Here is a 19,636-nt window from a genome sequence, read left to right as displayed (position 1 = left end):
TGGATAAATATTTTGAAAGAATCAACCACATAATCGATCATTTCAGGAGTGATGCCGTGATAAAGACCTATCCAAAAGGTATTATTCATCACAACATCTGTATTTGCCAAATTACCAACAACTCTATATTGTACATTTTTCATATAGGGTTGTTTTGTCAGATTTCCAGCAAATAATAAGCGTGTTCCTATTTTCTTTTCATTCAAATATTGAGTAATTTCATTACGGGTAAAAGGAGCTGTTTTTTTAACGGTTAATAAAAATCCGAACAGAGAAGGATCACTTTTAGGTGTAAGTTCTGGCAAAATAAAATATTCTTGAAATTGAGACATTTTTTCCATGAGCAATTTATAATTACGCCGTCTTATCGCTATAAATTCTGGCAATTTTTCTATTTGAGCATCAGCAACAGCTGCCTGCATATCAGTAATCTTCAGATTATATCCAAGATGAGAATAAACGTATTTGTGGTCATAGCCTTGCGGAAGCCCACCAAACTGCATATTAAACCGCTTATGGCAAGTATCATCGCATCCAGGGGAACACCAACAATCCCTGCCCCAATCGCGAATGCTTTCCATTGCTTTTTTCAGCATAGGATCGTCCGTCAGAACGGCTCCACCTTCTCCCATCGTAATATGATGAGCCGGATAAAAACTTAATGTAGACACATGGCCAAAAGTCCCTAATTTTTTACCGCCATATGTGCCCCCAAGAGAATCACAACAATCTTCAACGACCCATAAATTATGTTTATTCGCAAATTCCATGACAGCATCAAGATCAAACGGATTCCCTAATGTGTGTGCTAACATAATGGCTCTTGTTTTAGAACTCAGAGATTTTTCCAGCATAGAAATATCAATGTTATAAGTAGGAAGAGTAATGTCAAGAAATACCGGTATGAGCCTGTTTTGTAAAATAGGATTCACAGTAGTCGGAAACCCCGCCGCAACAGTAATAACTTCACTGCCTGGAAGTATTTGTTTTTCCTTCATCAGAGGAGATGTCATAGCAGATAATGCTAATAAATTTGCTGAGGATCCTGAGTTACATGTAAGAGCATATTTTACACCAACAAATTCACGAAGCTTTTTTTCAAAACTAGCGTTAAAACGATAGGTAGTAAGATGAAAATCCAAGGCACTTTCCACTAAATTGCATACTTCATGGTAATCAAAAACTTTACCACTGATAGGAATATTTGTTTTTCTTGGCATAAAAGACTCAGAAGAAAATTTTTCCTTTGCATATTCTTTCGTTAATGCAATTATTTGTTCTTTCAATTTATTTTCCATTATTTTCTCCTAATTTCTACTAGCACATTAACAAAACCCATTATGATGCTATTAAATAATATTTTAAGATTATAATACAAAATAAAAATAGACAGCAAAGATGTCATCATTTTATGCGAAAAAAGAGGTAGAATTCTAATTAGAGAGAGAGAGAGAGAGAGAGAGAGAGAGAGAGAGAGAGCATGACATTACCTCACTATAATCATATAGACGATTGTAGCATAATAATTATAAAATGTCAATTAAAAAAAATTTTTTTATTATTGACTACATAGTATACTAAAAATATAAATATAACCCTTATATCATATAATTTAAAAAGTTTTTCCTTCAAAAATTTTAATATCATCCAATCCATCAGATACAGCTTGGATAATTTTCACTAATGCATCAGTAATATTCTCTTGACTCATTGAAGGTTAATGAGGCTTGTCAAGAACTTGTTCCGGAAGATATGCCACATGAATAAAACTACCAGCTTTTGCAATAGAATATTTATCAATATAATATAAAAGCCCATAAAGTAAATGATTGCATACAAAAGTGCCTACCGTATTTGAAATAGAACATGATATGCCAGCAAAACGAACAAATTGAATCATTTTTTATAGGCAACTTAACAAAATAAGCATTCTCACCATCATCGAATATAGAAGTATCAACAGGTTAGTTGTCTTTATTATCTTTAATACGAGTATCATCAATATTAATCCCAATCCTTTCGATAGTAACATCAGGACACCTACCTGCTTGCCCCACACAGAGTATAAAATCAGGAAGAAATTGTTTTGCTACTTCCACCATTACATTAATAGATTCATAAAAAACGGTAGGAACTTGTACCTTTTTGACTTCTGCATTAGCAATGTAATCAGGTAAAGTTTTTACTGCTTCCCATGCAGGATTAATAGTAGCTTTATTAAAATGATCAAATCCCGTTACTAATATTTTCATTTATTTCTCCTTAAAACGCTAAGAAATACATTAATGCTATATGAATCAAAAGCAATGCCGTACTAAGAGACAATTGGTATTTAATAATACTATACTTATCTTCAATTTGCATAATAGCTGCGGCAAAATATTAAAGTTAGCAGCCATAGGAGTCATTAAAGTACCACAATAACCAGCGGTCAGACTCAATGCCGATACAACTACAGGATTGCTCTCAATTTCGATCACAAAAGATACTCCAATACCTGCTGTAATTACAGCGAAAGCCACAAAAGCATTTCTCATAATAACAGTAAATAACGCTATAGAAATACAATACAGAGCCGAACCAATCAAAGGATCGCCCGGACCCACTAATTTAGACATTAATTGAGAAATAATTGTTCCTATACCAGCAGCAGCAAATAAAGCACCTAATGATCCCAGCAATTGCGATAATACAATCATAACTCCCATATTTTGTAATAAACGGGGCCCATCTAAAGACAATGCTTTAATAGGAAATTCCTTAACCCCAAAAAGACAAAATAAACAGAGCTGCTAATGCAAATATTCCAATACTTACTAAACTATTAAAAACATTCAACGAAGATAGAAAAATGGCAATTATCCCTAATCCTAAAGTAGGAATCCAAATTTTATAATCTAATTGTTGACTTTTCTCTTGTTTAAATTTTTCAGAAGAATCTGTAATTATAGTTGGAACTATTTGTTTGAATAGAGATAATATTCCCATTATAACAAATTCCCAAATCAATGATATAAGAAGGAACAATGGATCCAAAAATAATCCAGAAAAAAGCAGAACTAAAATGTTGAGGCTTATTATTAAAAGAATACATTCCCGTAATGATAGCAATTATTCCACTAACAGTATATATTAATTGCATCATCTTATTCTCCTAACTTTCGAACAGCAAATCTCATTTGAATTAGAGAAATAAAGCAGGATAAACTACTAATGAAATATTGCTATTTTTCAGTATACAACCTAATTCCCGCAATGTACCAACAATTAACAAAACACCAGCATGAGCAACAAAAATATCTCGACCAAAAAAAATTTCCGTAATTTTCCAGTGCATAGGCTATAGTTTTTAATTTATCCTTTTCCTTTTAAAGAAAGGATGAATCTTTCGGAGCTTGAGTGCTTTCAACCATAGGATACAACAGAGGACGAATAAACTCAATATGTCCACTTAAACGCACTCCTAGCGCCTCCAATCCCAACCTCATAATCAAAAAAATACTAAATATTTTAGTTACTGTAGCATTCTTAAGATTTAAAATAATATTGGCAGCAGTATTTCGAAGTCCATAACGCTCCAACATCCCCATCACAGGTAGTGTAATCAAAAAAATAGACATGCAACACGTATCTAAAAAAGCCTGCACCAACAAAGATAAAATTTCTATCAAATCCGTACCTGATACTAAACCAGAGATAAATCCTGCAATAATAATGACCGCTATTGTATCTAATTTAAGAATAAATCCTAAAATAATAATCGAAATTCCAATCAACCGGAACATATGCTCTCCCCTCAATTTAATTATTATAAAACAAAAGAAATTTTTAAACAAATTTTTTTTATTAAAAATAAGATAAAATAGAATTAATAGAAAATTATAATCTTGGAATGTTGTCTTAAATAAATTCTTACTTAAGACAATATATCTTTACCAAAAAAGATCAAGAACTTTATTAATGAATTTGTTGACCATCAATTATATGTTGAATTTCTTTCAAAAGCACTTTTTTTTGTTTTTTATCATTTTCAAATGCAACTAAACCTAAATAAGAAGTAGCAGGAGATATACTATAATCAATAAATTGAAATAAAAATTTATTAGTATCTTGATCAACTATATTAGTATTATAAACAAATAAAGAATAGGCATTAGAATTCACTGGTATTACAATATCCATAGTATTAGTAAAATCAACATCTGTTAATTCTTCTATTAAATTAGTATTACCATTAAATACTGCACTATAATACTGAGACAAAATTTTATGTCGCGTTTCTAAAGAATTGAAAATTTTTTGATTTTTCATATGCCGAACAAGCCAAAAGGATCCTATAACTATAAGTAATAAAATAATAATTGCACTCGTAATTCCTATTATTTTATTTTTCTTTTGTTTTTTTTCTACTTCTTGCATTGCTGGGGGCTGGTAATTTTCCATAATAAACACTCCTTACGGCTTTATATGATATTATAATCAATTTCCACAAAAATTTCAAGCTAAATAGTTAAATAATCTACTCTTAAAATAAATCATTATCAGAAGAGACTGATAAAAGTCCAAAATCTATATTTTCCGGTGCAGGCAATTCATTGAGATTTTGTAAACGGAAAACCTCTAAAAATCGCTTCGTTGTACCATACATCGGTTCCCCAAGTATTTTATCATTTTCAACAATATCAATTAATTTATGCCCTAATAAAGTATTTAACGCACGAGAACTATTCACACCTCGTATTTTATCAATTTGCTCTTTTGAAATAGGTTGCCGATATGCAATAATAGCTAATATCTCCATGGATGTTTGAGATAATTTATTTTCTTCCTTAGAACCAAAAAGTTCTCTCATTTCATCTTTAAAAATAGGATTAGTCATTAATTGATAACCACCCGCAACAGCAATAATCGTAAAACCAGAACTTCTTTCTACAAAATCAGTATTCACTTCATGAATCAGTTTTTCTAGTTCTTGAATAGTGATACTAAGCCATAAAACTAATTTATTTGTATCTACAGGCTTTCCATGTACAAACAATATGGCTTCTAATAGTCCTTTTATTTGATCTCGGGAATAAGTTTTATTTAAAAAAAGCATATAACATATTCCTTTTTACTTTTTTATAATACTAAAGTCATTAAAATTTTCTTTTTGAAAAACAGAGATTTTTTGTCGATAAACAAGATCAGCAACACCTAAAAAGGCAGCAATTTTATTAGGTTTATCTTCTTCATCTAACACCATAAGACTAAATTTTAAATTTTTAGCATGAGAAAGCATTAATAAAATCTTCTGCACTTTTTGTTCAACTGTTACTTGCCGACGCTTAACTGGAATAGCTTTCTTTACAAAAGCCCCGCGGTACTTTGCAATTATAACTAATAAATCACCCAGCATTAGTTCTGATATTTCTTTTTTTTCTGTTTCACCTAAAATAGGAAAAAAATATCCACGTGTAAAATACATTGATCCCTTATCGAGATATTCTTCCATTTTCTTAGCTAACAAACGATAAAATCGATATTCACGCAAACGATTTAATAGCTCATATTCATCGATTTCTTCTTCTAAATTTTCGTTCAGAACAGGCATTAATTTTTTGGTTTTGCTGTAAATAAGTGTCGCTGCAACAACGAAAAATTCAGAAGCTAAATCAATATCAAATTCTTGCATTGCTTTAATATACGCCAAATATTGTTCTGTGACTTGAGCTAATTCAATCTCCGTAATGTTGATTTTTGAAGTACCAATCAATTCATCCAGCAATTCTAAAGGTCCTTCAAAATTTTTCAAATAAATATAATTCTGATTGATAGGAGACCTCATTACATAACACCTGTTTATGGATAATAAACTGATTTAATTTGTTGTTGTATCTGCTTCGCTAATAGTTTTTCATCTATATTTTTTGCCTGTTCATAACTAATAGGAGGATGAACAATAATTTTTAATTTACTGGTAGGATTTAACAAAAAACGATTCCGAGGAGCAAATTTATAGAAACCGCACAATGTTATCGGAAGAATATCCATCTGATAATTTTTCATAATCTTAGTAAATCCTCTTTTAAAAGGATTTAATTCACCCGTAATACTGCGTGTACCTTCAGGAAAAATAACTATATTTGGATCCATACTTTGTCTTAATACTTCAATATGTTTTAAAATGCGTTTTTGTGATTCGCGAGCATTAGATCGCGGTATAGGAATCCCCATCCCTAATAAAAACAAAATATTCATAACAGGCATTTTTAATAATGCATCTTTAATCACCCAAGATATTGGACTTTCTATGATAGACAAAATAGCTGGTATATCATAACTAGATCCGTGATTGCTAACAATAAGATAACGTTTTTGCGGATTAATATATTGTTCTCCGACCACTTCAAACTTTTGAAAGATACAAGCAAAAGCTGCTTTACCCCAATTATGATTAAACCACCCTACAAATTTATAATTCTTCAACAAAATAGCAATTATCACAATAGGAGCTCCTATTAGATAGGTGTACAAAGGAAAAAAAATATTATATACTAGTGTTTGAAACAATGCTTTTGCTTTCATTACATTTTCCTTATAAAAAGACACTCATTATTTTATACCAAAGTAATTGACAGCATTATTATAACAAATATCTTTTATAATTGTGCCTAAATAATTTAAATCATTAGGAGCTTCTCCTTGCTCTACCCATGTGCCAATAAGGTTACAGAGAATCCTGCGGAAATATTCATGCCTTGGAAACGATAAAAAACTACGGGAATCAGTTAACATACCAACAAATCTAGGTAAAAGACCTAAAGCAGCTAATGTATTCATTTGACAGTACATACCATTTTTTTGATCATTAAACCACCATCCTGAACCAAATTGTATTTTTGCAATTTCTCCACCTTGAAAATTACCGATCATAGCTGCTATCATTTCATTGTCTCTGGGATTCAAACAATATAATATAGTTTTAGGTAAAGAACCATCATTATTAAGAGTATCCAAATAAGCAGACAATTCAGGAGCATAATTTTTATCGTTAATCGAATCAAATCCTGAATCCGGACCCAATTTTCGGAGCATTAAAGAATTATTATTCCTAAGCGCTCCAATATGAAGCTGCATAACCCAATTAAGCTTTGAATATTGTTGCCCTAAGAAAGTTAAAATCCAACTTTTATAATGTAAAATTTCATTTTCATCAAGCATATTACCGGATAATGCTTTCTCAAAAGTTCCTACCGCTACATTATAATCGAAATTTTTAATAAACACAAATTCATCTAACCCATGATCCGCAATAGAACAACCCCTATCTTGAAAATATAATATCCTTTGAGTTATTACTTCAATCAAGTCTTGTAAATTACGGATTTCGATATTTACAGTTTTCCCCAAAGCCTCAATATACTGAGAAAATGCCTCTCCTTCAATTTTAATAATTTTATCAGGACGCCAAGATGGTTTGACATGACATTCAAAATTTATATCCTGTAGCTGTTTATGATATTCCAAGCTATCAATAGGATCATCGGTTGTCCCTACAAATTCTACCTGGAATTTTTTTATCAAATTTTGAGTAGAAAAACTATCATCAGCAATCATCTCATTAGTTTGATCATATATTTTGTCAGCTGAATGAGAATTGAATAACTCATCAACATTAAAATACCGAAGCAATTCTAAATGAGTCCAATGATATAAAGGATTTCCTAAAGTTTGTGGTACAACCGATGCCCAAGCATGAAACACTTCTTTATCAAATTCTGATTTTCCTCTGGATCCTGTAATTAAGTTTTCATTTATCCCTGCGGTACGCATAGCACGCCATTTATAATGATCTCCTTCTAGCCACAATTCTGTGATCGAACGATAATGCCGATCTTGAGCAATTTCCAAAGGCGAAAGATGAGAATGATAATCCACAATAGGCATATCTTCTGCAAAATCATGATATAATGTGCCAGCAATATCAGAATGAAGAAGAAAACTATCTGTAATAAAAGTTTTCATTGTTTCCTCTAATCAGTTAAAGTATCCCAAATACCCTGTAAATAAACAGCACCCAGTGCACGATCATACAAACCATATCCAGCCAAACCCTTCTCATCCCAGATCATACGGCCGTGATCTGGTCTGATGGGACCGTCAAATCCAGCTTCCTTATAGGCTTTTAAAATTTTAACAAAATTCACATCCCCATAATCTTTTGAATGCGCAACTTCAGAAAAATCTTTATTTCCGTCAATCCGCACATTTCTCGCATGAGCAAAATGAATGCGTTTTTTGCCAGCAAATGTCTTTACCATATCTACACAGTCGTTTTCAGGGGATACCCCTAGCGAACCTGTACAAAAACACAGTCCGTTTGCTGGAGCATCAACAATAGAGAGTACTCTTTCTAAAGCTTTTTTGTCAGTTATAATACGCGGAAGACCAAAAATAGACCATGGAGGATCATCCGGATGAATAGCCATTTTTAAATTTAATTCTTCAGCAACAGGAATAATAGCTTTTAAAAAGTATCCTAAATTATCCCACAATTTTTCTTCATCTACTTCCTTATAAGCCTCCAACAAAGCAGTCAATTCTTCTCGCGAATATTTAACCCAAGCCGGCAGTGTTAAATCAGGAGATGTAGGATTCATATTAAGAATATCTTCATGCTTATATGTTAAAGCATTAGAACCATCAGGAAACGGAGTATCCAAAGACGTACGCGTCCAATCAAAAACAGGCATGAAATTATAAGTAATCACTTCTAAACCTGCTTTCGCCAGATTATGAAGTGTAGCAATGTAATTTTCAATATATTGATCGCGTGAGACTTTCCCTAATTTAATATCTTCATGCACAGGCACGCTTTCGATAACTTTGAAATTTAAATTGTAAGATTCTATTTCTTTTTTCAAATCAGCAATTTTTTGATATTCCCAAACATTACCCGTAGGCTCATCATACAAAGAACAAACAATTCCTTTCATAGAAGGAATCTGACGTATAAAATTCAAACTGATAGGATCATTTTTTCCATACCAACGGAATGTCATATACATATTCTTCTCCTAAACTCCGGAATAAGCAGAAAATGCCCCGTCAATCGGCATATTGACACCGCTGACAAAACCACTCGCTTCATCGCTCGCCAAGTATAAAATTGCGCCAATAAGGTCTTGAGGAACCCCAAACCGAGCCATTGGTGTCCCATTAATAATTTTCTGCGCTCTAGCAGATAAGGATCCATCTTGAGTATGCAGCAAATTATAATTTTGAGCCGTCTCAAAAAAACCAGGTGCAATAGCATTCACACGAATCCCAACAGGCGCCAAATAAGTAGCAAGCCATTGAGTAAAATTACTGACTGCCGCTTTTCCGGCACTGTACATGGGAATTTTTGTTAAAGGAGTAAAAGCATTCATTGAAGAAATATTAATAATATTACCTTTTTGCGCTTGCACCATTGGTTCAGCAAAAACTTGACAAGGCAAAACCGTACCAAATAGATTTAAATTCATCACCCATGACATATCTTGAAATTTCAAATCAAAAAAAGATATATCTTCAGGAGTTTTATGAGTAAGAAATTCAGGAGTAAAGTTTTCCATTGTAGTTGTAGCACGGGGAGAGTTACCACCGGCACCGTTAACCAAAATATCAATTTTACCCCATGCATCTAAAATTTGTTTCCGAGCAGTAGTAATTTCTTCTGGCTCCAAGACATCAAACCCAACTGCTAACGCATTCCCACCTAAGGCTTTAATTTCATCAGCAACCTGCTGGGCAGCCGCTAATGCCTTATCAGCAACGGCCACTTTTGCACCACACAATGCTAAGGCTTTCGCCATATCGCTGCATAAAATGCCGCCAGCTCCCGTAATAACAACTACTTGATCGTGCAAATCCACTCTAAATGGCAAGTTCATGATCTTTGCTCCTTTATTTTAAATTTAATTTTTTTAACGTTGCACACGTCCTGAACCGTCTCCATCCATCAATGCCAAAACTTCTTTTTTGGAGACAAGATTCCAGTCACCTTCAATACTATGTTTAAGGCAGGATGCTGCAACTGCAAATTCCAATGACTTTTGCGGATCGTCAAAAAAGTGTAAACCACTTAATAAGGCAGCAGCAAACGAGTCACCCCCGCCGACTCTATCCACAATATTGGTAATCATGTATTTTTTAGAGATATAGAGTGTTTCATTTTGATAAAGAACAGCACTCCAATTATTATGATTAGCATTAATACTTTCACGTAAAGTTGTTGCAACAGCTTTTACGTTAGGATATTGGCGCAATACATCCTGAAGCAGTGGTTTGTAATTTTGAGGTTCCAAGTGTCCTTTTGTTACATCAGCCGCAAGCTCCATACCTAAAGACAACTGAATATCTTCTTCATTAGCAATTAAAAGATCAACATTTTTAACGATATTTGGCATAATATCCGATGCTTTTTTCCCATAAGCCCACAGTTTTTTTCTATAATTCAAGTCACAGGATACTTTTACATTTCGTTTTTTTGCTTCCAAAACCACAGATAAAGTTAAGTCAGCAGCATCTTGACTAAGCGCCGGAGTAATACCTGAAATATGTAACCATTCAGCATTCTGAAATGCTTTATCAAAATCAAAGTCAGCAGGTTTAGCATGAGAAATAACAGAGTCATCCCTATCATAAATTACAGTGGAACCCCGCTGATTAGCTCCTTTTTCAAGGAAATAAACCCCTAAACGACCTTCTCCCCAATAAATACATGAAGTATCAACGTTTTGCCCGCGTAGTAACTCTGCCGCTTTTTCTCCCAAAGCATTTTTTGGAAATGCAGATAAAAAGCGCGAAGGCAACCCAAACCGAGCACAGGAAACACAAACATTTGCTTCCCCTCCTCCAAAAGTAGCAATTAATTCAGGGCTTTGAAACAATCTTTCATAATTAGGAGCAGATAGCCGAAGCATCAACTCTCCAAAACCTACAATATAAGACATTATGAGATCTCCTTTAATAATTCATGAGCTTCTTTAAATCGTCTGTAAATTTTCTTCCAGTCTTTTTTCTCGAGCAGAGACGCAGGACAGAGCCAAGATCCGCCACAAGAAAATACATTTGGTTGACTCAAATATTCTTTAACATTTTCTAATTTTACACCGCCAAGAGGCATAAATTTCACATTCGTATGACTATATACAGGAGCTACAGCTTGCAGCCAAGACACACCTCCAAAAACAGATGCCGGGAAAAATTTCAAAAATTTATGTCCGAAAGCAAGACATTGCTCGATCTCTGCAGGAGTAGTAACACCAGGAATATAGGAATACTTTTTCTTAGCACAATGTTCTAAAAGAATCGGCTGAAATCCAGGACTAATAATAATCTCTGTACCTAAATCAGCTATTTTATCAGCCTGCTGAGGACTTAAAACAGTTGCAGCAGCTCTCGGCAGTTGAGGATATTCCTTTGCTAAAATAGTTAACGCTTCATAAGCAAATTCCGTCCTCATTGTTAATTCCAATGCAGGAAGAAATTCTAACGCATACTCAGCAATATGACATAATTCTTCCTTGGTATTGACAACCGCCACAGGAATAATAGGGACTGATATATATTGATCTAACATAAATTCTCCTCTTCACTAAATTAAACCTGCAAATCTAGGCAAAAACAAAGACAATTCAGGTATAAAAGTAACCAAAAACAAAATCGCTATCGTTACAAGAAAAATAGGTATTAATTTTGGAAATACTTCTTCGATACTAATTTCACCTATACTGCATCCGATAAACAACGCACTGCCTACAGGCGGAGTACAAATACCAATACATAAATTAAAAGTCATAATAATCCCAAAATGCACAGGATGAATACCTAGGGCTTGAGAGATAGGGAAAAAAATAGGCGTAAAAATCAATATAGCTGGTGTCATATCCATAAATGCACCAACGATTAGCAAAATAATATTAATCAGAAAAATAATTACTAAAGGATTATTGGAGATTGACAGCATTCCTTGCGCAACAATTTGGGGTATTCGGGAATAAGACAACACCCATGACATAATAGACGATGCTGCTACCAAAAACAATACTATCCCTGACATTGTGATGGTTTCGGTAATAATCTGTTGTAATTTTTTCCATGTTAATGTCTTATACAGCATTGATAAAATCAAGCTATAAAGCGCTGCTATTCCGGAACCTTCTGTAGCAGTAAAAAATCCTCCAACAATACCTCCGATTACAATTGCAATCATCAACAAACTAGGTAACGCATCAACAATAATTTTTATTTTTTCTGATGACGTTATTTTATTCTGAATCGGATATTTATGCTTTATCGAATAGAAAAGTGCCACACTCATCACGCCCAAACCCATGAGGATTCCAGGAATATAACCTGCTAAAAACAAAGCAGCAATTGATGTTCCTCCGCTGACTAAAGAATAAACAATAAAAGTATTACTTGGTGGAATTAACAACCCTGTAGGACATGATGCTATATTCACCGCAGTTGCAAGTGGAATATTATAATTTTCTTTTTTCTGAAGGGGAGCAATAATTTTACCAACAGCTACTTCCGCAGCTATAGCCGAACCAGACAGTGCACCAAATAGCATATTTGATAACACATTAATCTGAAATAAAGGCCCTGGCATATTACCAATAAATAATTTCGCAAAATTAATCAAGCGTACAGCCAAACCGCCTGTATTCATGATTGACCCAGAAAAAATAAACAATGGAATTGCCAGCAAAGAAAAGGAATTTAAAGAATTAGCAACTGCCTGAGCTGCTGTTAAGACAGCCATATCGAAAGGCAGGAAAAACAACATAACGCTTAATGATGATAGGGCTATTGCGATAGAAATAGGCATTCCAATAATCAACAACCCAAAGAATATTAAAATTAACGTTAAAGCTTCTATACTCATTACTTAATCCTTGATTCAATACACAAATAATAAATTTGATAGAAAATAATCAGCATTCCGCTCAACGGCAACACTGAATAAACAATATTCACAGGAATCCGAAGCACAGACGACAACTGATCCCTAGCCACTGACATAATTTTGATACCTCCATACACAAGTACTGTAGATGCAAATATAATAATGAGTAAAATAATAAAAATAGAACAAATTTTTCTGAGATTCAAATTCATTTTATTAATCAAAAGTGCCAATGATAAATGAGCTTTCATCCCAAAGCCGTAAGCTGCACCTAAAAGGCCCACCCATATAAGCAGAAAACGTACTAATTCTTCTGTAAAAGTCGAAGGAAACTGCAGAGCATATCGTGAAAAAACTTGCCAACATACACATGCCAATAAAGATAACAAAATAAAAGACAAGAATTTCACTAATACGATATCCAAAACATCTTTTAGCATATTTAACATCTTCATTCAAGCCTCTATTTTTCTAACGTCCGAATATGATTAATAAGTTTTTGAAGGACAGGAGATTTTTTTGCAAATGCATCATGCATTGGGATGACAATTCTACGGAAAGGAGTTGTATCTGGGGTAGCAATAGCAACATTATACTTATTCACAGCATCATCAAAAGCAGCTTTTTCAGCAATTTTCCAGGTTTCTTCAAACTGTGCAGATGTTTCATTGGCTGCATCACGGAACATTTGTTTTTCCTCTTCGGAAAGCTTATTCCAAAATGCTGAACTCATTGTTAAATAATCTGCTAATCTAAGATGTTCACTTTCGGAAAAATATTTGGCTACTTCGGCATGGCCAGCCTGCACAAAAGAAGGCATATTATTTTCTGCACCATCGACCACTCCTTGCTGTAACGAAGTATATACTTCACCAAAATTCATAGTAACTGGAGTACCTCCGAGCATTTTTATCATCTCAATAGATGTAGGTGAATCTTGTACTCTAATTTTAACTCCTCTCAAGTCTTCCGGAGTATTGATAGGTTTGTTTTTAGTATAGAAACCGCGAGCACCACTTTGCAGATACATAAGAGTAATAAATCCTTTATCTCCGGTCGATTCGAAATATTTCTTAACTTCATCACTGTTCATGACCTCAACAAAATGATCATTGTCTTTAAAAATATATGGTAAATTAAACACAGCAAAACCATCGTCAAACGCCTCTAATGCAGCACCGTTGATATGAGCAAGCTGTATAACTCCGGACTTTGCTAGTTCCACACTAGCTCGAGAATCGCCAAGCTGAGCATCGGGATAAATTTCTACTTTAAAAGCACCTTTTGATTTTTCTTCGACACGCTTTGCAAAATCTCGATACGCAACATCAACTGGATAACCCATAGCATGATTATGCGATAATTTGAGAATTTGTTCCCCAGAACCACTTTTATTAGTTTCTTTTGCCCCACATGAAATTAGCGCAGGTAACAATAATAATAGTAGTACCATTTTTTTCATAATTTTCTCCTTCCTACTTTTCATGATTTTTCATCTGAAAACTATTTATATTATGCAAAAATATGCAAAAAATTTCTCAAATTTTTAAGACTACATGTTTTTCTAATCCTCGCCTGCCTTAAATTGGAGGCTTCAAAAAAATATATAGCGACGTATTATATCATATTTTAATGCATAATTCAAGTTTTAACAAAAATAAATCCGCTACTTGACACAAATCGCTTAAGTATTCTATAATCAAGAAAAATTATTTTAAGAGGCGTATATGAAACCAATACTGTTCACATCAGAATATGTTTCTCCCGGACATCCTGACAAAATTGCTGATCAAATATCAGATGCGGTTTTAGATGCATGCTTGGCACAAGATAAAAATGCTCGTGTTGCTTGCGAAACATTTTGTACAACAGGACAAGTTGTTGTGGGTGGTGAGATTACAACTAACGCTTATGTTGATATCCAATCTTTAGTACGCAATAAAATCGAAGAAATTGGCTATACTCAAGATATGGGTTTTGATAAAAACTGCGGAATTTTTAATGCGATACACTCTCAATCACCAGATATTGCTATGGGTGTAGATACTGGAGGTGCCGGCGATCAAGGCATTATGTTTGGAGGAGCCGTTCGAGAAACACCAGAATTCATGCCTTTAGCACTTGTTCTTGCACGTGAAATTATTTTTACTCTCACCCAATTGACACGCTCGAAACAGTTGTCATGGGCAAGGCCAGATGCTAAATCACAAATTACTTTGTCTTACGACGAAAACGGCAAAATAATTAACGTTGATACTGTTGTTGTTTCGGTACAGCATTCTCCAGAAGTTTCACAAGAGAAAATTCAACAAGATCTCAAAGAATTCGTTATCAAGCCCGTGCTTCAAAAATATAATTTAAATATAGACGATGTAAAGAAATTTCATATCAATCCGACAGGACGTTTTGTCATCGGCGGTCCTCATGGAGATACAGGCTTAACTGGCAGAAAAATTATTGTTGACACTTATGGTGGTTATTTTCGACATGGTGGCGGAGCATTTTCGGGTAAAGATCCTTCTAAAGTTGACCGCTCAGCAGCTTACGCTGCCCGTTGGGTAGCAAAAAATATAGTTGCAGCTGGTTTAGCAGACAAATGTGAAGTGCAAATTTCATACGCTATCGGTGTACCCCACCCTACTTCTATAAAGATAGATACTTTTAATACCAGCAACATTGATGAGCGTATTCTAGCACAAGCAGTTTTAAAGACATTCGACTTAAGCCCTCAAGGTATAGAAAAAGCCTTGGAGTTAAGAGAAGGGACATTTAAATATCAGGATTTAGCAGCATTTGGTCATATCGGTCGAACTGATATCGATTTACCATGGGAAAGAATCAATAAAATTAACAAGCTAAAAGAAAATTTATCCATTTGAAAAAAATCAGTGATTCCTACTTCAGCAAAAAAGTAGGAATCACTATTTAGGAAACCATAAAGCTATTAACTAATAGAATCAAAAAAATCTATTTAGTGAACTGTAGTATATAAAAGATATCATCTTGCCATATATACATATGGCATTAGGCAGTTCATGGGTGACAAGAAGATTTAATCTTAATAAAGTAAGCCATATTAATAAGCCAAAATCTCTTTAAGTCCCCCATTTTTCATTTTCTAATAATTCCATATACTTATTTCGAAAATATCATATTTGTTTCAAAGTGCTATTAGGTTTCATCTATTTTGAGAATACTCACCTTTCAGATTTTTCAGCATTAATAAGCTTAACAATTACTAAAGCCTAGTTTAAACAGTTAATATCATAAAATACAACTATTTTTAGTACTTTTAAGATAAATAATTGCCATAGTTTTTGAAAGTATGAGTTTGTCATTTCAACAACTCGAAATATTTAATAAAAGCTTTCTAACTAGAATTAAGTTAATAGCTTTGAAAGTCTGTGTTTTCAAAGTTTTTTATTCAGTGTGTTTCTTTCCCAAAAAACACCATCAGAATAACCTTGAATATTTCGATTGTTTTCTGCCCGAGCTAATCGTTTTTCTGACCAAATACAATATTCTTCGTTCATTTCAATTCCAACATATTTTCTGTTTAGCTTTTTAGCAACTACAGATGTTGTTCCCGATCCTAAAAACGGATCCAGTACTAAACCGTATTCAGGGCAACTTGCTAAAATGATCTTCGCTATTAACTTTTCAGGTTTTTGCGTTGGATGGTCAGTATTTTCAGGCATAGACCAATAAGGAATAGAAATATCATCCCAAAAATTACTAGGATAGGTCAGCCGGAAATTACCATCACTAGTTTCTTGCCAGTCTTTTGGTTTTCCACCTTCTTTATAGGGAGCAATGACTTTTCTTTTCTGTTTTACCGCATCAACATCAAAAAAATAATCATTAGATTTGGTCCCAAACCATATATCTTCCATAGAATTTTTCCAGTTTGATTGGGCTCCTCGTCCTTTCTCACGCTGCCATGTGATGCGATTGCGAATAATCAAATACTTTTTCATAACGATATACATAGAAGCAGAACTTTTCCAATCACCGCATAAATACAAAGATCCAGTCGGCTTGAGCAATTTTACAATTTTAGGAAACCAGCTATCCAAGTATGTTATATATGCATCGTCGCTAGTCTTTAAAAATGAAAAATCACGAAAATTTTTATCCAAATTATATGGAGGATCCAAAATAATTAAATCTGCATATTCTTCTGGCAACTGATCAACTATCGCAAATAAATTAGCACAGATAGTTTTATTAACTATATGTTTTAATGGAATTTTTTCAGAAGGATAAACTAAATTTTGTCTGTATAAATCCCTTTCTTGATTGCTAACAGTTAAAGTTTGATTTCTTGGAGATCTAATTTTATTCATTACAGATCCAGAATTATTCGCTGTTTCAAAAAAAATATAATTTTCATTGGATTTTCTTTTTGTTATTTATTTCAAAATATCTTAATTTTGACTATTTTTAGTACATAAATTGTATAAAATTTTACTTAGTCCGTCAAAAATTCTTTATTAAGAGTATTACTAATCTCCTTAATTATTATCCACAAACTCAACAACCACTTGTAACATTTGATTTTTAAATCGGAAAAAAGGTTCATGTGAGGCATCATCAAACAAAATATGTATAGAATTAGGATTAGATACTCCATTATTTAAATGATTAAATCCATCTATTGATGTTGCTTGAGGCACCACAAAATCTAACCCTCCTGTAAACAACAACATAGGACTACTTACTTTATCTAAGCCAAATTCTTTATCGGTACTTAAATTTCTGTTTGCCTCTCCATTAGCTCCTAAAGAATGAAGTATTAAAAGACTTTCCGAGAAAAAATCCAAGCTGTCTAAAACATTATCTGGAATAAAATATTTTGCAACTCCATATTTTACATAGTCACACATTTGACTATTACCATTAACTTCATCGACTTTTGAGGTGTTAGAGAGATGAATATTAAAAGAATCAACACCTATTATAGGATTTTTTTTATAATAACTTAACATGGAATCCCAATAATATCTATCTTTCTCAGGGAGATGGGTCCTTGCAAGATAGCTTTCTATCCATTCGATCATAACTGGGGACATTGTTTTAGTAACCTGCCCAATATTGAAAGCTGGAGCCACAAATATAGAAGCTGGAACCTTATGATTAAATTTCGACAAAAAAGCTCCCCCTACTAATCCACCAAAACTATGCCCCATAACATAAATCTTTTTTTTAGGATACCTTGTTTCTACCGATTGGTATACAGCATACATATCATCGACAAATTGATGCAGATTAATAGAATCCTTAGAAATATGCCCTCTCGAACCTCCAGAACCGCGTTGATCCCAAAATATTACTTTATAATGCCGTGCCAGTTCTTGAAAAAAAGGCATGTGATAATTAACAACCCCCGAAGCCCCTGGACCACCATGCGTAAACAAAATAATTTTATCAGTATCTGGACCGTTTTCGTAGACCGGTAAACGAGCTCCATTCGATAAAACAAAATATGTTTTTCTGTCCTTAGGTGCTGTCGAGCACGAAGTACTTAAAATAGCAACAATTACACATACTTTCTTTAGTAATTTCATAAATACCTTATAATAATTATTATTATTTGAAGTCAAACATATAGCTAAGCCCCAACCCAAAAAGTAAGTTATTGGAAATTTTCAAGTTATAAGGAAACAGCATACGATAACCGACCATAAAATCGAAAACAAAAGGCATTTTATATTTCGAATAAAAGTCATATCCTATCCTTATTGCCGTAGAAAACATTCCATATGGAATCCCAGGATCGCGATGAAATCCTTTATCTATTGAAAAAACATAATCCAAAGCCAATTCTCCCACAACTCCCAAACCTGTTTCTATCGCAAATATAAAGCCTTTATGGGTGATCAATCTATATTGAATTTCTGGCAAAAGGCCAAACAATACAAATGTAGGTTTGTACTGGTAATTAGCATTTACGAAAGTAAACAAAGATGTCTTAAACAGCAAAACATGAATATCTTTCTTAAAAAAAAGGAAGCGTAATAGTTACATCAAACGCAGGAAATGATAAATTCATCACCATGCCGGTAATACCAAATTCAATTTGTTTTAATAATTTATCTTCTGAGACACTGGAAGTTCTCGAAGAACTCATATAGCTCTTTTGAGAAACAGAAATATTTTCTATTTGAGTAGTTTGTCCATAAACAGAAACAACATAAAACATAGGCAACCATATAAAAATATTTTTCATTCTGCATCCTCTTAATTTTCCATTAATATTATCAATAATTAACATTAAATGTCCACTAATATTTTATTTTTCCTATTTATTTTACAAGAATAACAGTAAAAATAGCAAATATATGCTAGAAAAGCAAGATGTTTTTATATTTAAGAATGAGTAGTTTAAGAAAAAATTGACTCCTTTTTAATTTTGATTTATAATAATCATGCAACATCTTAGCTGACAAGATGCTTATCCGGTTTCTGGATTTTTAGTAGACAGCATTTCCGTACCCCTATTATTAGTATAGCAGCCTGCAGAGGCTCGTACGTTTCTGGGCGGTGCGATAATTTTGCCATATAGCCAAGATGTTGCAGCGTGCGGCTCTGCAGGTTTTTCTATCCCAGGCAAGCGCGCTGGCAAATTGGCACTATCTCAGGTTATTTGGGGCAAACTTCTAGAGAACAACGTGCAGTAGTCCTAGATTATTGTAC

At 33.5% G+C, this 19,636-nt stretch carries 24 protein-coding genes and 1 pseudogene; 1 reads left to right on the top strand and 24 read right to left on the bottom strand.

Annotation, left to right across the window (positions count from 1 at the left end):
- The 19 genes and pseudogenes from rfbH to BM018_RS06820 form a co-directional block, all read right to left on the bottom strand.
- A partial coding sequence (gene rfbH, locus BM018_RS06900; RefSeq protein WP_092319981.1) for a lipopolysaccharide biosynthesis protein RfbH occupies nt 1–1,298 on the bottom strand: 1,298 nt, incomplete at its 3' end.
- A 419-nt stretch (nt 1,299–1,717) separates the two neighbouring features.
- Complete coding sequence (locus BM018_RS08205) at nt 1,718–1,900, bottom strand: pyroglutamyl-peptidase I family protein (RefSeq protein WP_200778584.1); 183 nt, start codon at nt 1,898–1,900, stop codon at nt 1,718–1,720.
- Between the two features lie 64 nt (nt 1,901–1,964).
- Nucleotides 1,965–2,252, bottom strand: coding sequence for a pyroglutamyl-peptidase I family protein (locus BM018_RS08200; protein ID WP_200778583.1), 288 nt, complete (start codon nt 2,250–2,252; stop codon nt 1,965–1,967).
- A gap of 10 nt (nt 2,253–2,262) precedes the next feature.
- A pseudogene (locus tag BM018_RS08195) lies at nt 2,263–2,699 on the bottom strand (5-oxoproline transporter, DUF979 family subunit).
- 61 nt (nt 2,700–2,760) lie between these two features.
- Complete coding sequence (locus tag BM018_RS08190) at nt 2,761–2,988, bottom strand: 5-oxoproline transporter, DUF979 family subunit (RefSeq protein ID WP_092319977.1); 228 nt, start codon at nt 2,986–2,988, stop codon at nt 2,761–2,763.
- A 196-nt stretch (nt 2,989–3,184) separates the two neighbouring features.
- Complete coding sequence (locus BM018_RS07695) at nt 3,185–3,337, bottom strand: DUF969 family protein (protein WP_143280461.1); 153 nt, start codon at nt 3,335–3,337, stop codon at nt 3,185–3,187.
- 31 nt (nt 3,338–3,368) lie between these two features.
- Nucleotides 3,369–3,785: a 5-oxoproline transporter, DUF969 family subunit gene (locus BM018_RS06880; RefSeq protein WP_092319975.1), complete on the bottom strand. Its 417-nt coding sequence runs from the start codon at nt 3,783–3,785 to the stop codon at nt 3,369–3,371.
- Nucleotides 3,786–3,957: 172 nt separating this feature from the next.
- The gene (locus tag BM018_RS06875) at nt 3,958–4,443 is read right to left on the bottom strand and encodes a hypothetical protein (RefSeq protein ID WP_092319973.1); all 486 of its coding nucleotides are present in this window, start codon (nt 4,441–4,443) and stop codon (nt 3,958–3,960) included.
- Between the two features lie 82 nt (nt 4,444–4,525).
- A complete protein-coding gene (gene scpB / locus BM018_RS06870; RefSeq protein ID WP_092319971.1) occupies nt 4,526–5,098 on the bottom strand; it encodes an SMC-Scp complex subunit ScpB in 573 nt (190 codons plus the stop codon).
- Between the two features lie 15 nt (nt 5,099–5,113).
- A complete protein-coding gene (locus BM018_RS06865) occupies nt 5,114–5,827 on the bottom strand; it encodes a segregation and condensation protein A (protein ID WP_092319969.1) in 714 nt (237 codons plus the stop codon).
- Between the two features lie 14 nt (nt 5,828–5,841).
- The gene (locus BM018_RS06860) at nt 5,842–6,567 is read right to left on the bottom strand and encodes a lysophospholipid acyltransferase family protein (protein WP_092319967.1); all 726 of its coding nucleotides are present in this window, start codon (nt 6,565–6,567) and stop codon (nt 5,842–5,844) included.
- Nucleotides 6,568–6,594: 27 nt separating this feature from the next.
- Complete coding sequence (gene uxaC, locus BM018_RS06855) at nt 6,595–8,007, bottom strand: glucuronate isomerase (RefSeq protein ID WP_092319965.1); 1,413 nt, start codon at nt 8,005–8,007, stop codon at nt 6,595–6,597.
- An 8-nt stretch (nt 8,008–8,015) separates the two neighbouring features.
- Nucleotides 8,016–9,050: a mannonate dehydratase gene (gene uxuA, locus BM018_RS06850; protein WP_092319963.1), complete on the bottom strand. Its 1,035-nt coding sequence runs from the start codon at nt 9,048–9,050 to the stop codon at nt 8,016–8,018.
- A gap of 9 nt (nt 9,051–9,059) precedes the next feature.
- Nucleotides 9,060–9,917 (bottom strand): SDR family oxidoreductase, encoded by an 858-nt coding sequence (locus BM018_RS06845; RefSeq protein ID WP_092319961.1) that lies wholly within the window; start codon nt 9,915–9,917, stop codon nt 9,060–9,062.
- A gap of 33 nt (nt 9,918–9,950) precedes the next feature.
- Entirely contained in the window at nt 9,951–10,979 is a 1,029-nt protein-coding gene (locus BM018_RS06840) for a sugar kinase (RefSeq protein ID WP_092319959.1), read from the bottom strand.
- Entirely contained in the window at nt 10,979–11,608 is a 630-nt protein-coding gene (gene eda, locus BM018_RS06835; RefSeq protein WP_092319957.1) for a bifunctional 4-hydroxy-2-oxoglutarate aldolase/2-dehydro-3-deoxy-phosphogluconate aldolase, read from the bottom strand. The genes BM018_RS06840 and eda overlap by 1 nt, the downstream gene beginning before the upstream one ends.
- 15 nt (nt 11,609–11,623) lie before the next feature.
- On the bottom strand, nt 11,624–12,919 hold the full coding sequence (locus tag BM018_RS06830) for a TRAP transporter large permease (protein ID WP_092319955.1): 1,296 nt from the start codon (nt 12,917–12,919) through the stop codon (nt 11,624–11,626).
- A complete protein-coding gene (locus BM018_RS06825; protein WP_092319953.1) occupies nt 12,919–13,395 on the bottom strand; it encodes a TRAP transporter small permease in 477 nt (158 codons plus the stop codon). The genes BM018_RS06830 and BM018_RS06825 overlap by 1 nt, the downstream gene beginning before the upstream one ends.
- 8 nt (nt 13,396–13,403) lie before the next feature.
- The gene (locus BM018_RS06820) at nt 13,404–14,402 is read right to left on the bottom strand and encodes a TRAP transporter substrate-binding protein (RefSeq protein WP_159428228.1); all 999 of its coding nucleotides are present in this window, start codon (nt 14,400–14,402) and stop codon (nt 13,404–13,406) included.
- A gap of 265 nt (nt 14,403–14,667) precedes the next feature.
- On the opposite strand from BM018_RS06820, the gene metK reads away from it, so the two are divergent.
- Nucleotides 14,668–15,819 (top strand): methionine adenosyltransferase, encoded by a 1,152-nt coding sequence (gene metK / locus BM018_RS06815; protein WP_092319949.1) that lies wholly within the window; start codon nt 14,668–14,670, stop codon nt 15,817–15,819.
- Nucleotides 15,820–16,350: 531 nt separating this feature from the next.
- Here metK and BM018_RS06810 read toward each other — a convergent pair.
- From BM018_RS06810 to BM018_RS07885, 5 genes are all read right to left on the bottom strand, one after another.
- Nucleotides 16,351–17,286, bottom strand: coding sequence for a DNA-methyltransferase (locus BM018_RS06810; RefSeq protein WP_092319947.1), 936 nt, complete (start codon nt 17,284–17,286; stop codon nt 16,351–16,353).
- Between the two features lie 168 nt (nt 17,287–17,454).
- Nucleotides 17,455–18,507, bottom strand: a complete 1,053-nt coding sequence (locus BM018_RS06805) for an alpha/beta fold hydrolase (protein ID WP_092319945.1) — start codon at nt 18,505–18,507, stop codon at nt 17,455–17,457.
- Nucleotides 18,508–18,529: 22 nt separating this feature from the next.
- Nucleotides 18,530–18,904, bottom strand: a complete 375-nt coding sequence (locus BM018_RS06800) for a hypothetical protein (protein ID WP_143280460.1) — start codon at nt 18,902–18,904, stop codon at nt 18,530–18,532.
- A 34-nt stretch (nt 18,905–18,938) separates the two neighbouring features.
- The gene (locus BM018_RS06795; RefSeq protein WP_092319941.1) at nt 18,939–19,169 is read right to left on the bottom strand and encodes a hypothetical protein; all 231 of its coding nucleotides are present in this window, start codon (nt 19,167–19,169) and stop codon (nt 18,939–18,941) included.
- Between the two features lie 225 nt (nt 19,170–19,394).
- Nucleotides 19,395–19,553, bottom strand: coding sequence for a hypothetical protein (locus tag BM018_RS07885; RefSeq protein ID WP_159428163.1), 159 nt, complete (start codon nt 19,551–19,553; stop codon nt 19,395–19,397).
- Nucleotides 19,554–19,636: the final 83 nt, after the last annotated feature.

This window comes from Brevinema andersonii, from assembly GCF_900112165.1.
GTDB classification, from domain to species: Bacteria; Spirochaetota; Brevinematia; order Brevinematales; family Brevinemataceae; genus Brevinema; species Brevinema andersonii.
The sequence above is the reverse complement of the archived record's forward strand: the minus strand, read 5'-3'. Positions and strand labels throughout refer to the sequence as shown.

What these genes read in the sequence shown, in the direction of transcription:
- BM018_RS08205 (WP_200778584.1), bottom strand. Translation starts at nt 1,900, where the DNA reads ATGATTCAATTTGTTCGTTTTGCTGGCATATCATGTTCTATTTCAAAT.
- BM018_RS08200 (WP_200778583.1), bottom strand. Translation starts at nt 2,252, where the DNA reads ATGAAAATATTAGTAACGGGATTTGATCATTTTAATAAAGCTACTATT.
- BM018_RS08190 (WP_092319977.1), bottom strand. Translation starts at nt 2,988, where the DNA reads ATGGGAATATTATCTCTATTCAAACAAATAGTTCCAACTATAATTACA.
- BM018_RS07695 (WP_143280461.1), bottom strand. Translation starts at nt 3,337, where the DNA reads ATGCACTGGAAAATTACGGAAATTTTTTTTGGTCGAGATATTTTTGTT.
- BM018_RS06880 (WP_092319975.1), bottom strand. Translation starts at nt 3,785, where the DNA reads ATGTTCCGGTTGATTGGAATTTCGATTATTATTTTAGGATTTATTCTT.
- BM018_RS06875 (WP_092319973.1), bottom strand. Translation starts at nt 4,443, where the DNA reads ATGGAAAATTACCAGCCCCCAGCAATGCAAGAAGTAGAAAAAAAACAA.
- scpB (WP_092319971.1), bottom strand. Translation starts at nt 5,098, where the DNA reads ATGCTTTTTTTAAATAAAACTTATTCCCGAGATCAAATAAAAGGACTA.
- BM018_RS06865 (WP_092319969.1), bottom strand. Translation starts at nt 5,827, where the DNA reads ATGAGGTCTCCTATCAATCAGAATTATATTTATTTGAAAAATTTTGAA.
- BM018_RS06860 (WP_092319967.1), bottom strand. Translation starts at nt 6,567, where the DNA reads ATGAAAGCAAAAGCATTGTTTCAAACACTAGTATATAATATTTTTTTT.
- uxaC (WP_092319965.1), bottom strand. Translation starts at nt 8,007, where the DNA reads ATGAAAACTTTTATTACAGATAGTTTTCTTCTTCATTCTGATATTGCT.
- uxuA (WP_092319963.1), bottom strand. Translation starts at nt 9,050, where the DNA reads ATGTATATGACATTCCGTTGGTATGGAAAAAATGATCCTATCAGTTTG.
- BM018_RS06845 (WP_092319961.1), bottom strand. Translation starts at nt 9,917, where the DNA reads ATGAACTTGCCATTTAGAGTGGATTTGCACGATCAAGTAGTTGTTATT.
- BM018_RS06840 (WP_092319959.1), bottom strand. Translation starts at nt 10,979, where the DNA reads ATGTCTTATATTGTAGGTTTTGGAGAGTTGATGCTTCGGCTATCTGCT.
- eda (WP_092319957.1), bottom strand. Translation starts at nt 11,608, where the DNA reads ATGTTAGATCAATATATATCAGTCCCTATTATTCCTGTGGCGGTTGTC.
- BM018_RS06830 (WP_092319955.1), bottom strand. Translation starts at nt 12,919, where the DNA reads ATGAGTATAGAAGCTTTAACGTTAATTTTAATATTCTTTGGGTTGTTG.
- BM018_RS06825 (WP_092319953.1), bottom strand. Translation starts at nt 13,395, where the DNA reads ATGAAGATGTTAAATATGCTAAAAGATGTTTTGGATATCGTATTAGTG.
- BM018_RS06820 (WP_159428228.1), bottom strand. Translation starts at nt 14,402, where the DNA reads ATGAAAAAAATGGTACTACTATTATTATTGTTACCTGCGCTAATTTCA.
- metK (WP_092319949.1), top strand. Translation starts at nt 14,668, where the DNA reads ATGAAACCAATACTGTTCACATCAGAATATGTTTCTCCCGGACATCCT.
- BM018_RS06810 (WP_092319947.1), bottom strand. Translation starts at nt 17,286, where the DNA reads ATGAATAAAATTAGATCTCCAAGAAATCAAACTTTAACTGTTAGCAAT.
- BM018_RS06805 (WP_092319945.1), bottom strand. Translation starts at nt 18,507, where the DNA reads ATGAAATTACTAAAGAAAGTATGTGTAATTGTTGCTATTTTAAGTACT.
- BM018_RS06795 (WP_092319941.1), bottom strand. Translation starts at nt 19,169, where the DNA reads ATGAAAAATATTTTTATATGGTTGCCTATGTTTTATGTTGTTTCTGTT.